Source organism: Enterococcus sp. DIV1304_2 (genome assembly GCF_050555445.1).
Taxonomy (GTDB): domain Bacteria; phylum Bacillota; class Bacilli; order Lactobacillales; family Enterococcaceae; genus Enterococcus_B; species Enterococcus_B pernyi.
Map to the genome: position 1 here is coordinate 1,107,775 of NZ_CP187851.1, position 14,131 is coordinate 1,121,905.

Genomic DNA, 14,131 nt, shown 5'->3' on the forward strand with positions numbered 1-14,131 from the left:
AGATGGAGCAAGCATATCTTGATCTAGGGAAAAAGTTGTTATCTGAAGGACATGTAAAAGGTGATCGTACGGGAACAGGAACATTTAGTTTATTCGGTTATCAAATGCGATTTGACCTGCAAAAAGGCTTTCCGTTATTGACGACAAAACGTGTACCTTTTGGTTTGATCAAAAGCGAATTATTATGGTTTTTAAAAGGAGACACGAATATCCGTTATCTTTTACAAAATAATAACCATATTTGGGATGAATGGGCATTTGAACGGTATATCAAAAGTGAGGACTATCATGGGCCGGATATGACAAATTTTGGCCATCGTAGTTTGACTGATCCAGAATTCAATAAAGTCTATCAAGAAGAAAGCAAGAAATTCTGTGAAAAGATAGTGGCAGATGAAGAATTTGCAGAAAAACATGGAGATCTTGGTCATATTTATGGCTATCAATGGCGTCATTGGGAAACCAAAGAAGGTAGTTTCATCGATCAAATCAAAGAAGTGATCGAAGCTATCAAGCAAACACCTGATTCAAGACGACTGATCGTCTCAGCTTGGAATCCAGAAGATGTACCAAGTATGGCTTTGCCTCCTTGTCACACGATGTTTCAATTCTATGTGAATGACAATAAACTAAGTTGTCAGCTGTATCAAAGAAGTGCTGACGTGTTTTTAGGTGTCCCGTTCAATATTGCTAGCTATGCTTTATTGACACATCTGATTGCCCATGAAACGGGATTAGAAGTTGGTGAATTTATCCATACTTTAGGCGATGCGCATCTTTACTCAAATCACGTAGAACAAATGAAAGAACAATTGTCTCGTGAAGTTCGTCCATTTCCGAAACTAGTATTGAATACAGAAAAAAACTCTGTGTTTGATTTTGAAATGGATGATATCAAAGTTGAAGGATATGAGCCGCATCCTTCAATAAAGGCACCTATCGCGGTCTAAGAAAGGATGAGAAAATGTTCGCTGCAATCTGGGCACAAGATGAAAATGGCCTGATCGGAAAAGAAGATAGACTTCCTTGGCATTTGCCGAATGATTTGAAATTTTTTAAGCAAATGACTGAAGCGAATGTATTGATCATGGGACGAAAAACATTTATGGGGATGGGCGGTAAGCCACTACCTAATCGTCAAACGATTGTTTTGACAAGAGACCGTGAGTTTACAGCCGAGGGCGTACTAGTGATGCATGATGTCAATGAAGTATTGGCTTATGAAAAAGAAGCAGATGGAATTTTATTTGTTGCTGGAGGGTCAGCAATCTATGAAGAATTTTTACCTTACTGCACAATTTTGTATCGTACGGTGATCCATCACTCTTTCGAAGGAGATACGTATTTTCCTGCTGTAGACTGGCAAGCATGGTCATTGATCAATATCAGTCCGGGAGAAATAGATGGAAAAAATAGTTATGCACATCAGTTTGAGACGTATAAACGTAAAGAAGAACACACAACAGAAGAGATATAATGTCTCGTTGAACCTAAAGATTCAAAGCGGAAGAAACCGAAATGGATTTTTTATCATTCAGGTTTCTTCTGCTTATTTTGTCGTTCCATCAAAAAAGTAGAACAGATAAAGAAAACTGAGTAGAACCATGTTATCATAACAAACATTTATTTTAAAAATTTTGTTTATAACTGAATTTGATGAAAAAACAGAAGTTCTTTGGTATACTGAAAGTGGACCTGCCTGAAAAATGCTAGGCACTTTGTGAAAGAAAGAGTGTGAAATAATGACAAACGTAAAAATAGTAACAGATTCTTCTTGTACAATGGAAAAAGCAGTACGAGATCATTTGAATATTCATGTTATGCCATTATCAATTATGATCGATGGCGTTGTATATCCTGATGACGATCAACTAGGCGGAGAGAAATTCATGGAAATGATGGCTAAATCAAAATCATTACCTAAAACAAGTCAACCGCCGATCGGCGAATTCATTTCAACGTATGATGAATTAGGACAAGATGGTAGTGAAGTGATTTCCATCCATATGACGAAAGGGTTAAGTGGAACGGTTGAAGCTGCAAGACAAGCAAGCAACTTAACGAAAACAAACGTCACAGTCATTGATAGTGATACGACTGACCAAGGTTTATCTTTCCAAGTGATTCGTGCGGCTGAAATGGCCAAGGAAGGTAAATCAGCAGAAGAGATCCTTGCTGAAATCGAGAAGATCAAAAATAATACAAAACTTTATATCGGTATCTCCACATTGGATAACTTAGTAAAAGGTGGAAGAATCAGTCGTGCAACTGGTTTACTATCAAGTATGTTAAACATTCGTGTGGTGATGAACTTTGCTCATTCAGAGCTGATTCCTGTGACAAAAGGTCGTGGGAAAAAGACTTTCGACAAGTGGTTCGATGGCTTGAAGAAAGAACTGAAGGCTCTACCGAACGTTCGCCAGATCGGTATCTCACATGCAGGTGCCACAGAGCTTGCTCGAGAGTTTGAAGAAGGCTTGAAACAATTGTTTCCTGATATGGACATCCCAGTATTGCATACAAATCCGGTGATTGCTACCCATACAGGGGAAAATGCTTTTGCAATCATGTATTATACCGATTGATGAATGTAAAATAAGGAATAGAAGGACAGATCATGTGAAGACAAATAAACGTGTTCTTTGTGATCTGTCTTTTTTCGTTCAAGTGCTACTAGCATAAGGAAGTGAGGAGGAAAAGACATTTTGAGATGCTCCACTTCCTTTAGCAGATGAGAAACAGCCTCTTTCTTTTTTTCAGAAAAGGGCTATTTTTTTAATTGGAATTTTGGTAATATAAGAAACAATCATGGTCTAGAGGTGAAACAATGAAACGAATGAAACAACAGTGGTTGCTTGTTTTGATCCCTTTGTTCACTGCAGTTCTTCTCTTTGTCGGGCTCTCTTTGAGCGTGCCGAAAGCACAGCCTTTGTTAAAACCGGCAGCATCGGTTACTTCTGAAAGCAATCAAAAGGAAAAGTTACACTATGTAGCAATTGGCGATTCATTGACTGAAGGAGTAGGCGACCAGACGAAACAAGGTGGTTTTGTTCCGTTAGTCGCAAATGACATAAAAGAAAGATACGGGTTGACAGCCATTGAAATGGAAAACTATGGTGTAAATGGCGAACGAAGTGATCAAATATTAAAAAGATTGAAAAGCAATGAAGAAATCCAAAAGAATATCGAAACCGCAGACATTATTACCTTGACTGTTGGTGGGAATGATTTAATGAAAGTGATCCAAAATAACCTTTTTGGTATCAGTATCCGTTCATTCAATAAACCAATCAAGAAGTATCAAGAAAACGTCCAAGCCATCATCGAAGAGATACGAGGGTTAAATAAAGAGGTACCTATCTATATTTTAGGGATATACAATCCATTTTATTTGAACTTCCCTGAGATCACGGATATGCAAACGATTGTGGATAACTGGAATGAAGGAACACAGCAAGTAGTAAATGAAGCAGAAAATAGCTATTTTATCCCGATCAATGATCTATTGTATCAAGGATTAAATCAAGAGGTCGGAATTACGGAAGCTACTGATCAGTCAGCTTCTAGTGATAGTTCGACCGGGACGAAAAATAATGTGTTATATGAAGAAGATCATTTTCATCCTAATAACTTAGGCTATCAATTGATGGCTAACGCTGTGAGAGATCAATTGATCGAAACGCATGAAAAATGGCTGGTCAAGGAGGGAAACAAGGATGGATAAACGTAGTTCAACAGTTGTAAAAAACAAAAGACATAATTACTGGAAATACGCATTTCTGATTTTATTAGGCCTGATCATTGGTTCGACGATTTTCTTGGGTACGCGGATATTCGCCAATCGTGAACCTGATTTGCCAGAAGTACCAGCGATTACAGAAAGACAAGGCGATCCAGTATTGACGATCAATACTCAAAAAGAAAAAGTCAACCAACTGATCAGCTTTTTCTTGACAGATTTCCAAGAAGGACAAGATATCAAGTACAAATTTTATTTAGAAAATGAAGCATTGCTTAATGGGACGTTTGAAGTGTTAGGATTTCCCATTGATTTTTACTTGTATTTTGATCCTTATGTGATGGAAAATGGCAATGTTCAATTAAAAGCAAAAAGCTTGTCGATTGGCACATTGAATCTGCCGATCAAAGATGTGATGAATATGATCAAGCGAAATTACAAACTACCTGAATGGATCGAGATCAATACAGACGATTTAACGATCATGTTACGATTAGACCAATTCCGTATGCAAAATGGAATGTACATTAAAGCGGACAAAATTGATTTAGTCAACGATGATATTCGCTTTAGTTTGTATTTACCAAAAGATTCCTCAACGACGGAAGAAACGACCGAATCTAGTACTAATTAAGTGATATCTCGAGAGTAAGGGAGGAATCAACAATGGAACGAGCAATATTTGCAGGAGGTTGTTTTTGGTGCATGATCCAGCCTTTTGACACATTACCTGGCATCCACACGATCATGTCCGGTTATACTGGAGGTCATGTGCCAAATCCAACGTATGAACAAGTGAAAGCCAAAACAACAGGACATACTGAAGCAGTAGAAATCTTGTATGATCCTGAATTGATCTCATACGAGGCATTACTTGAGCTTTATTGGCAACAAACAGATCCTACAGACGCTTTTGGTCAATTTGAAGACCGAGGCGACAATTACCGACCTGTGATTTTTTATACTACAGAAGAACAACGTCAAAAAGCTGAAAAAAGCAAACAACAACTTGCAGCAAGTGGTCGCTTTAGTGATCCCATCGTTACGACGATTGAGCCAGCGGAGACCTTCTATTTAGCAGAAGATGAACATCAAGATTACTACAAAAAAAATCCTGAGAACTTTGAGCGTAATCATGCGCGTCGTGCGGCATTTATTGCTGACAATTGGGAGGGAAATCAATGAATCGCAGCTTCTATCACTATCTGATGACTCTTCGTGGAGGGAAATCTTCCGATGCGTTATCAACGTTTGCAACCGAAGCTGGAAAAGATATCCAGTTTCCAAAACATAGTACGAGTTATGAAGAAATCTCTGATTATTTAGAAATGAATGTTGATTATTTGCCCTCTATGGATATCTTTGATACAGCTTGGGATCATTATCTAGAGAATAATCATCTCGCCTGAACAATGGATCTGGTATGAAGGGTATGACTTAAAAAAGACGAGACAAGTACTGCTTAGACAATATTTTTGAATAGTCCTATTTGATACAGTGATTTTGGCCTATTCAATTATTTCTAAAGCATCGTACGTATGTCCGTCTTTTTTCGCGTCTATCTGTAAATGATTATTGAACCATTCGCTTTTTCTGTAGTTATTCTATATAATGAGGATAATAGGTTAAGATTTTACGAGGGATGGATTGATGGGCTTTGACAAAAAAGCAGCGTTATATTGACCGTTTTTGGTTATTTATTAAATTTTTACTTTGTTCCATAGTGATTGCATTTATTTTACGGGGATTTATATTGATCCCAGTACCAGTGGAAGGAAACTCGATGGAGAATGTCCTTAAGCAAGGTGATATGGTCGTTATGGAAAAATTCTCTGAAATCAGAAGATTTGATGTAGTCGTTTTCCAACTTTCAGATGGCACGATCTATATCAAGAGAGTCATTGGTCTACCGGGAGAAACTATTAGTTATGAAAAGGACCAACTAAAAATCAACGGCCAGCCAGTCGAAGAACCTTATTTAAGTAAAAATATCCGTTCGGACCATGAAAATGCACCTTATACTACCGATTTTACCTTGGAAGAGTTGACAGGATATACAGAATTACCTGAAGATAGCTATTTTGTTTTGGGGGATAATCGTCGTGTGTCAAAAGATAGTCGTTCATTTGGAACAATATCTAGAGATGAAATTTTAGGAAAAGCGAGATTTGTGTATTACCCATTAAATGAAATCAAATGGATCAGGTAAAATAAAAGAAGACTTCCCAATAGCAACATGTTGGAAAGTCTTCTTTTTTTGATTATATTTTCATCCACATTGGTTCCAATGTGTTTCCATCAGGATCTTGTACTTCAAGAGAATACATTTCTTCTTCCGGTATTCCCATCTCGACTGTATGGTAGCTACCACCATTTTCTTTTGCAATTTCACCAAAACGTTTGACTTCTGCAGCATTTGCTAAACTAAAAGCAATCAGTGCACCGCTCATTTTTTTTGTGTCTGCGATTTCTTTGTTTTTCAAGAATTTTTTGTAAAAGTCATGTGTCAAGAGCATCACCCAAAATGTGTCATCCCAAACCATTGCGCTTGCTTCCTCAGTTGAAAATTCTTTATTTTGTTTGAATCCTAATTTTGTATAGAATTCGACCGAGCGACCAACATCTTGCACAGGGAAATTGACAAAAACCATTGTGTTCACCTTGCTACAGCTCCTTTCAATTTTCCTCTATCATGCGCTCGTCGGTAAGCGTTGTCAAAGTATTTAGCTTGGGGAAGAATTTTTTATTTTATTGGACGTATCCGCTAAAAGTATAATCGACAGTACTATAAAATTCGTAATAAAATCTTGAACTTTGATCTGTCATACTAAGAGTACTAGAAATCGTAGAGTTCGCTGGAACGAAATGTGTTTTTAAGACGGCATGGTTGACTGAATTTCTCATTCGAATTTCTAAGGTTCCACGACCTTGATTGTGGAAGTAATAATTATACGTATTTCTTCCTAATATATTGTAGTTAGAATATAAATAATATTTGCCACTATAAGTGCCAGATATTGAACAACGTCCTGACGAAGCTACGTTCCAGTTTGCCGTTGGCACATTGGCTCCTCTGATCAATGAAGGGGTCAAGTTGATTAAACTTGCTTCTGTATTTGTGGCTTCAACACTTAATTGATCTGCATCTACTGACTGTTGTGGAGTGGACAAACCAAATAATAAGAAAATAGTAGAGAACAAAAATAATTTTTTCATAAGTACTCCTTTTTTGTTATTTTTTAGTGAACGTTCACCTCTTGATAATAAGTGTTTTGTTTCACATTTTCAATAGCAAGAATCCTTGTTTTACAAGGTGTCACAGATTGTGACATCGAATAATCGGAAATATATCGATTCGTTTCAATAATTCGCTTTTAAGTTCTTTTATGAAATGGTTATAATGAGAGATAGAATAAGGAGGCGATGTTGTGGATTTTGGTAAAATATTAAAAGAAAAAAGGCATCAAGCAGGAATTACACAGGAAGAATTGGCAAAGAGATTAAATGTTAGTCGTTCAGCTATTTCTAATTGGGAAATCGGCAGAAATTACCCAGACATACATACACTAGTGGAAATATCGACCAGCTTAGGTGTGTCTTTAGACGAACTATTGGAAAATTCTACTATGACTGAGACGATGATTGATACTACTAAAGAAATGGCGGTGAATCAGAAAAAAAAGCGAGGAAAATTGTTTTATGCAGTAGCACTTTGTTCGATTGTTTCAGTCATGTCGCTTTTATTTTTTTCATTTTCTAAGCAACCGACGATTGTCTTGAATGCAGTTGAAAACGCCGATTCAGAAGAGGTAGCGCTCTTTAACAAAGAAGACATCAAAGATATTACCCTCAAAGACAAGAAAATGACTGTTCTTTTTACTATACCTAAAGACAGTGAATATGTTGGCTACTATGTTGACGGAAGTAATCAAGAAGGATTTGTAAACCTTGATTTATATAAGACTGCTGATTCTGATGTCAATCAGCGGAAATTAGTACATGATGGACTGATTGAAGTAGATTTAGATATGTTTACAAAAGTGAATAAAATCAGTGTGAATTATAAAAAATAAAGCGTATTGCAAGAAGTAGTCAAAAATAGCTGTATGAGGACAAATGAAGGAGTTCTATGGTTAGTGAAGTTAAGTGTGGCAAAATAAAAATCTTCTAAAAAACTTTTAGAAATCAGGTGAATCTTCTTGTCAACGAGCTGTATACTTCGAGTCGGATCAGGTTAAAAAGTAAGCTTCATGAAACGAATCGTTCAGTCGATTGTTTTACGGAGCTTACTTTTTTCATTACTATGCAAGTTCTTTTTTACATTGATTGCTTTCTAACGTTGGCTGATTGATCGTTTGACTTTTCCTAAAACTGACTCATGATGTATGTCAAAAGATCGGTTAGGAATCAGAAATATGAAGTATTCCTCTTGTGGCTAGATCGGACAAAGGAGTTTACTCTGTTAAGGTATTCCCTCCGCATCAAATATTTTTGTCCAGTTTACGATCTGAATAAGCATGGATTCACTTCTCCAGAGTTTCGCATCATATGTCGGTACACGTTCTGAGATAACTATAAAATAGAAGACTTGTTTCAATGGTAAATATTTCTAGGATAGCCAACATTCTCCTTGATTGACTTTAACAAATAGAAACCTGCTTATTGAACGGATGTCTCTCTTTCCATTTTTAGAACATGAGGTGGAAGCGATATGGTAAACTGAAGAAAAGAGTCGAAAGCGAGGAGCTAGATGATCGAAAAGAAACCAAAAGGAAGAGACGGTGTAGTGACCCAAGAAGAGCAAGTGATTCGTCCTAAGAAAGTCTGGTCGGAGGAGGTCCAAAAATTTTTAAGTTACCTCAGGAACCAAGGTGTAACTTATGTGCCAGAACCACTAGGCTATGATGAGCAAGGAAATGAAGTGGTATCTTATCTCGCAGGTGAGGTCTATGATTATCCTTTGCCTCTTCAATTGTTGACGGACAGTGCCATTTGTTCAGCAGGTCGGTTGTTAAGAGATTTCCATGACCAGAATCAAGGATACCTTACTTCTTTAAGTGGCACAGAACCGTGGATGCTACATTCGTTCGGAGAGCGTGAGGTAATGTGTCACAATGATTTTGCGCCATACAATGTGACAACGAAAAATGGTATAGCCATTGGTATCATTGATTTTGACACGATCACACCAGGATCAAGAATCTGGGATGTAAGCTATGCCGCCTATCGCTGGGTACCTTTAGAGATGAATCAAGGAGATCCAATCACGGATGAAACGTGTCATCGTTTAAAAAAATTTATTGAAGCATACAGACTAGATGAGTCCGAGTATCCAAATTTGATTCCTACGATGATCGAGCGACTTTCTTATATGATGGACTTCATCACTAAAGCAGCGAGTCGCGGAGAAGCAAATTTTCAAAAAAATATACAAGAAGGCCATCTAAAAAAATATGAGCAAGATATTCAATGGTTGCTCGACAATGAGAAAAAAATTCTTAGAAAGTTGCAAAATGAAGAAACTTGAGAATAAGCCGTTTGATTTTTAGTTTTTTTCTTGTATACTCCTAGAAGTGTAGTTCATTCAAGTATTGTATAAGTAAAGAGCAACTTTTTTAGATTTTAAGTTTTAGAGGAGGAAACACCAATGACTATTCAATGGTTCCCAGGACATATGGCGAAAGCTAGACGTGAAGTTTCAGAAAAGATGAAATATGTTGATATCGTCTTTGAGTTAGTTGATGCACGACTACCTTTGTCTTCACGTAATCCAATGTTAGATCAAATCATCCAACAAAAACCAAGACTTGTTTTATTGAATAAAGCTGATCTAGCGGATCCGCAACAAACAAAATTATGGCAACAATACTTTAAAAAGCAAGGACATCAAGCCTTAGCAATCACCGCTCAAGAAAGTAAAGGAATCAAAGCGTTGATCCCTGCGGCAAAAGAAGCACTGAAAGAAAAACGCGAAAGAGACGCAGCTCGTGGCATCAAACCTCGAGCAATCCGCGCGATGGTCCTAGGAATTCCTAATGTAGGAAAATCGACATTGATGAATCGTTTAGTGGGCAAAAAGATTGCACAAACAGGGAATAAGCCTGGGGTAACGAAAGGGCAACAATGGCTTCGTTTAGGAAGTGAATTAGAACTATTAGATACACCTGGTATTTTATGGCCTAAGTTTGAAGATGAAGAAATCGGTAAAAAACTAGCCTTGACTGGTGCAATCAAAGACCAATTGGTACACCTTGATGATCTAGCAATTTACGGCTTAGATTTCTTTGCCCGTTACTACCCTAATAAAATCAGTGAACGTTATGGACTATCAATAGAAGAAGAGCAACAAGTTGCACCTGAGTTATTGATGACGATCACGGAACGGAGAGGGTATCGCCAAGATTATGACCGTGGGAGCGAGCTAGTCGTTTTTGATATCCGCCAAGGGAAACTTGGTCGCTATACTTTAGATCGATGTGAAGAAATGGAAGAGACTACTCATGAGTGAATCGATCCAAAGTATCAAAGAAAAACTGAAACAACTCACAACGCTTGATGATCCGATAGTCACACAACTAAGATTAGACACAAGAAAAGGTGTCCAACAAGCGTTAAGCTCTTTTGAAAAACGCTTAGCAAATGAAGCTTTGCTTCGTGAAAAATATGAGACGATGTCCTTCTACGAAAATGAAGGATACGCTCAAGGGTATGACCTGATTGCAGGGATCGACGAGGTAGGAAGAGGCCCCTTGGCTGGCCCTGTTGTAGCCGCAGCTGTTATTTTACCTAAAGGTGTAGAGATTTACGGATTGAACGATTCCAAGCAATTATCTGAAAAAAAACGTGAAGAACTGTATGAACAGATTCAAGAAAAAGCCCTCTCCATCGGGATTGGTGTGATCGATGAGCAGACGATCGATCGTGTCAATATTTACGAAGCAAGTAAATTAGCGATGTGTGAAGCTGTTAAAGAATTGACACCAGAACCTAAGTATTTATTGATTGATGCGATGACTTTAGATCTGCCGATTGCACAAAATAAATTGATCAAAGGAGATGCCCGTTCAATTTCGATTGCTGCTGCAAGTATCATTGCAAAAGTCTATCGTGACCGTTTGATGAACGAATACGAGTTACAATATCCTGGCTATGGTTTTGCCAAGAATGCAGGTTATGGAACAAAAGAACACCTGTTAGGATTAACACAACATGGCATCACGCCAATCCATCGTAAAAGTTTTGCACCAGTCAAACAATATTTATCATAAGCGATGCGCCACTTTTTCACGTATCTTATAAAAAAGATTAGAAAAGGTGGCGCTTTATGGTTATATACAATGAATTTATTACAAAGTTGGCATTGGTCAAAGGACTGAGCGGAGAGCAAAAATGGCGTGTGATCCGTCATCTATTAAGTGAAAAGAAAGAATGGTTGTCGGTTGATGATATGTTGGCAGTTTCGCACTTCAATCGCTCTAGAGCAATTTTTTATGACTATTGGAGCCAGATCAACTATACTTGGCGGAATAGAATAGGAGAGAATCCATACATAACTTTTCTTGATCCGATCTACCCTTCACAATTGCTTCATTTAGCAAATCCTCCGATCTTATTATTTTATCGAGGGGATCTTTCGCTGATGAAACGAAAAATGATCGCTGTCGTTGGTGGTAGACAAACATCTGGTTATGCGCGAAAAATCGTAGAGCGAGTGATCACTCCTGTGATTGACCAAGACTATCTAGTTGTTAGTGGCTGTGCGAAAGGCGTAGACACTTATGCGCATCAAGTAGCGATCCGCTGTTCAGGCAGAACGATTGCAGTGATCGGTACGGGGATTAATCATAGTTATCCGAAAGAAAATCAGCAGTTGCAACGAGGGATTGCTAGAGATCATCTTTTATTAAGTGAGTTTTTACCAGATGTTGGTCCACAAAAATTTCATTTTCCTATGAGAAATCGTCTGATTGCCGCTTTATCAAGTGGAATCTGTGTGATTGAAGCAAAAGCAAAAAGCGGCTCATTGATCACAGCAGAGCAAGGCTTAGAGATTGGACGTCCGATTTTTTCTGTCCCTGGGAATATTTTGACAGGTCAATCCACTGGTTGTCACCAATTGATCCAAGATGGAGCGATATGTACCTTTTCAGGACAAGATATCCTTAATGAATTGGAATCATAACGATTGATTTATTATTGCTTTCCTTGACAAACGATTTCTGAATGGATATGATAAGCTACGATTTGTAAAAGTCCTTGTAACATATATATAGTAGGAACCCGAAAATGGAAAGGAGTCCATTCAGGAATGGCATATAAATATTTAGTGATCGTAGAATCACCTGCAAAAGCCAAGACGATTGAAAAATATCTTGGCCGTAATTATAAAGTAATGGCTAGTGTAGGACATATTCGTGACTTACCTAAAAGTAAGATGGGGATCGATTTTGAAAATAATTATGAACCGCATTATATCTCGATTCGAGGAAAAGGCGATGTCATCAAAAGTCTAAAAGCAGCAGCAAAAAAAGCGCAAAAAGTTTACCTCGCAAGTGACCCGGATAGAGAAGGGGAAGCAATTGCTTGGCATTTGGCTTATTTATTAGGTTTGGATCTCAACGATAAGAATCGTGTTGTCTTCAATGAAATCACCAAGGATGCAGTCAAAGCGGCATTTAAAGAGCCACGTACGATCGATGTGGATCTTGTCGATGCGCAACAAGCACGTCGAACGCTTGACCGTATCGTTGGTTATTCGATTAGTCCGATCTTATGGCGTAAAGTAAAGAAAGGCTTGAGTGCTGGTCGAGTCCAGTCGATCGCATTGAAGATCATCATTGAACGCGAAAAAGAGATCCGTGATTTTACGCCGGAAGAGTATTGGAGTATTGACGGAAACTTTAAGAAAGAACGTAAGAAGTTCAAAGCAAACTTTTGGGGAGTCGATGGCAAAAAGAAAAAATTGTCCGATGCCGAAACTGTCAAAGAAGTGACTGACCGGATCACTGGTAAAGAGTTTGCAGTAACAAAAGTCGAAAAGAAAGAACGCAAGCGAAATCCTGCGAACCCATTCACGACAAGTAGTTTGCAACAAGAAGCCGCTCGTAAATTGAATTTCAGAACACGTAAAACCATGATGGTGGCGCAGCAGTTGTATGAAGGAATCTCACTTGGCAAACAAGGCACGATCGGGTTGATCACGTATATGCGTACCGATTCTACACGGATCGCCGATACTGCTAAAGCCGAAGTCGCAACGTTCATCGAAGAAACATACGGAAAAGAATTCTCCAGTCATTCGGAACGTAAAGCAACGAACTCTAAAGGGGCACAAGATGCCCATGAAGCAGTGCGTCCAACCAGTGCATTACGTACACCAGATGAGTTGAAACAATACTTGGATAAAGACCAATTGAAATTATATACATTGATTTGGTCACGATTTGTTGCAAGTCAAATGACACCAGCTGTATTGGATACGATGAAAGTCACGTTGGAACAAAATGATGTAAGGTTCATTGCGAATGGTTCAAAAATCAAATTCAAAGGGTTCATGCAAGTGTATGTTGAAGGCCGCGATGATGGGAAAGAAGACAAAGAAAACATTTTGCCAGAGTTAGCAGAAGGCGATACGGTGCAATCTGTCGATATCGAACCGAAACAACATTTCACACAACCGCCTGCACGTTATAGTGAAGCGACATTGATCCGTGCATTGGAAGAAAACGGGGTAGGTCGTCCCTCGACTTATGCGCCAACGTTAGATACGATCCAACGACGATATTATGTGAAGTTGACACAAAAACGTTTTGAACCAACCGAATTAGGTGAGATCGTCAATTCGTTGATCTGTGAGTTCTTCCCACAAATCGTAGATATCCATTTTACAGCTGAAATGGAAGATGACTTGGATAAAGTCGAAGAAGGAAAAGAAGAATGGATCGAAGTCGTCGATCGTTTTTATAAACCATTTGAAAAAGAATTATCGAATGCCGAAGAAAAAATCGAGAAAATCCAGATCAAAGATGAACCAGCTGGTTTTGATTGTGATTTGTGTGGGCATCCGATGGTGATAAAATTAGGGAAGTATGGTAAATTCTATGCATGTAGTAATTTTCCAGATTGCCGAAATACCAAACCAATCGTCAAGGAAATCGGCGTCACTTGTCCCGTGTGTCATGAAGGACAAGTCATCGAACGTAAATCTAAGAAAAATCGTCTATTCTATGGCTGCTCTCGTTTCCCAGAATGTGAATTCACCTCTTGGGAAAAACCAATCGGCAGAAATTGTCCGAAATGTGACCATTATTTGGTCGAGAAAAAAGTCAAAGGCGGCAAACAAGTGGTTTGTACGAATGGCGATTACGAAGAAGATGTTCAAAAATAAAGAAA

At 38.3% G+C, this 14,131-nt stretch carries 16 protein-coding genes; 14 read left to right on the forward strand and 2 right to left on the reverse strand.

All coding sequences use genetic code 11. The features are described from left to right. Positions 1 to 2 precede the first annotated feature (2 nt). The 8 genes from IGJ14_RS05250 (at position 3) to lepB (ending at position 5,948) form a co-directional block, all read left to right on the forward strand. Positions 3 to 950, forward strand: coding sequence for a thymidylate synthase (locus IGJ14_RS05250; protein ID WP_019723625.1), 948 nt, complete (start codon positions 3 to 5; stop codon positions 948 to 950). 14 nt (positions 951 to 964) lie between these two features. Further along, positions 965 to 1,477, forward strand: a complete 513-nt coding sequence (locus IGJ14_RS05255) for a dihydrofolate reductase (protein ID WP_019723626.1) — start codon at positions 965 to 967, stop codon at positions 1,475 to 1,477. Positions 1,478 to 1,742: 265 nt separating this feature from the next. After that, a complete protein-coding gene (locus IGJ14_RS05260) occupies positions 1,743 to 2,585 on the forward strand; it encodes a DegV family protein (RefSeq protein WP_010735755.1) in 843 nt (280 codons plus the stop codon). Positions 2,586 to 2,827: 242 nt separating this feature from the next. Further along, complete coding sequence (locus tag IGJ14_RS05265) at positions 2,828 to 3,724, forward strand: SGNH/GDSL hydrolase family protein (RefSeq protein WP_019723627.1); 897 nt, start codon at positions 2,828 to 2,830, stop codon at positions 3,722 to 3,724. Then, the gene (locus IGJ14_RS05270; RefSeq protein WP_010735753.1) at positions 3,717 to 4,373 is read left to right on the forward strand and encodes a YpmS family protein; all 657 of its coding nucleotides are present in this window, start codon (positions 3,717 to 3,719) and stop codon (positions 4,371 to 4,373) included. The genes IGJ14_RS05265 and IGJ14_RS05270 overlap by 8 nt, the downstream gene beginning before the upstream one ends. A gap of 32 nt (positions 4,374 to 4,405) precedes the next feature. Further along, positions 4,406 to 4,924: a peptide-methionine (S)-S-oxide reductase MsrA gene (gene msrA / locus IGJ14_RS05275; protein ID WP_019723628.1), complete on the forward strand. Its 519-nt coding sequence runs from the start codon at positions 4,406 to 4,408 to the stop codon at positions 4,922 to 4,924. Beyond that, positions 4,921 to 5,148, forward strand: coding sequence for a YozE family protein (locus tag IGJ14_RS05280; protein ID WP_019723629.1), 228 nt, complete (start codon positions 4,921 to 4,923; stop codon positions 5,146 to 5,148). The genes msrA and IGJ14_RS05280 overlap by 4 nt, the downstream gene beginning before the upstream one ends. 248 nt (positions 5,149 to 5,396) lie before the next feature. Further along, a complete protein-coding gene (gene lepB / locus IGJ14_RS05285) occupies positions 5,397 to 5,948 on the forward strand; it encodes a signal peptidase I (protein ID WP_065096573.1) in 552 nt (183 codons plus the stop codon). Positions 5,949 to 6,000: 52 nt separating this feature from the next. Here the strand turns inward: lepB and IGJ14_RS05290 are convergent, their stop codons facing one another. After that, a complete protein-coding gene (locus IGJ14_RS05290) occupies positions 6,001 to 6,399 on the reverse strand; it encodes a VOC family protein (protein ID WP_010735749.1) in 399 nt (132 codons plus the stop codon). An 88-nt stretch (positions 6,400 to 6,487) separates the two neighbouring features. Further along, positions 6,488 to 6,955 (reverse strand): hypothetical protein, encoded by a 468-nt coding sequence (locus IGJ14_RS05295; protein WP_019724587.1) that lies wholly within the window; start codon positions 6,953 to 6,955, stop codon positions 6,488 to 6,490. A 212-nt stretch (positions 6,956 to 7,167) separates the two neighbouring features. Between IGJ14_RS05295 and IGJ14_RS05300 the strand changes: the two genes are divergently transcribed. The 6 genes from IGJ14_RS05300 to topA all read left to right on the forward strand — a co-directional run bounded on the left by IGJ14_RS05300 (position 7,168) and on the right by topA (position 14,126). Then, positions 7,168 to 7,812, forward strand: coding sequence for a helix-turn-helix domain-containing protein (locus IGJ14_RS05300; RefSeq protein WP_019723737.1), 645 nt, complete (start codon positions 7,168 to 7,170; stop codon positions 7,810 to 7,812). A gap of 677 nt (positions 7,813 to 8,489) precedes the next feature. Next, the gene (locus IGJ14_RS05305) at positions 8,490 to 9,266 is read left to right on the forward strand and encodes an aminoglycoside phosphotransferase family protein (RefSeq protein WP_019723736.1); all 777 of its coding nucleotides are present in this window, start codon (positions 8,490 to 8,492) and stop codon (positions 9,264 to 9,266) included. Positions 9,267 to 9,386: 120 nt separating this feature from the next. After that, entirely contained in the window at positions 9,387 to 10,247 is an 861-nt protein-coding gene (ylqF, locus tag IGJ14_RS05310) for a ribosome biogenesis GTPase YlqF (RefSeq protein WP_019723735.1), read from the forward strand. Beyond that, positions 10,240 to 11,007, forward strand: coding sequence for a ribonuclease HII (locus tag IGJ14_RS05315; RefSeq protein ID WP_430608372.1), 768 nt, complete (start codon positions 10,240 to 10,242; stop codon positions 11,005 to 11,007). Before ylqF ends, IGJ14_RS05315 begins: the two co-directional genes overlap by 8 nt. A gap of 56 nt (positions 11,008 to 11,063) precedes the next feature. Further along, positions 11,064 to 11,921 (forward strand): DNA-processing protein DprA, encoded by an 858-nt coding sequence (gene dprA, locus IGJ14_RS05320; RefSeq protein ID WP_019723733.1) that lies wholly within the window; start codon positions 11,064 to 11,066, stop codon positions 11,919 to 11,921. A gap of 126 nt (positions 11,922 to 12,047) precedes the next feature. Next, positions 12,048 to 14,126, forward strand: coding sequence for a type I DNA topoisomerase (gene topA, locus IGJ14_RS05325; RefSeq protein WP_019723732.1), 2,079 nt, complete (start codon positions 12,048 to 12,050; stop codon positions 14,124 to 14,126). Positions 14,127 to 14,131 lie beyond the last annotated feature (5 nt).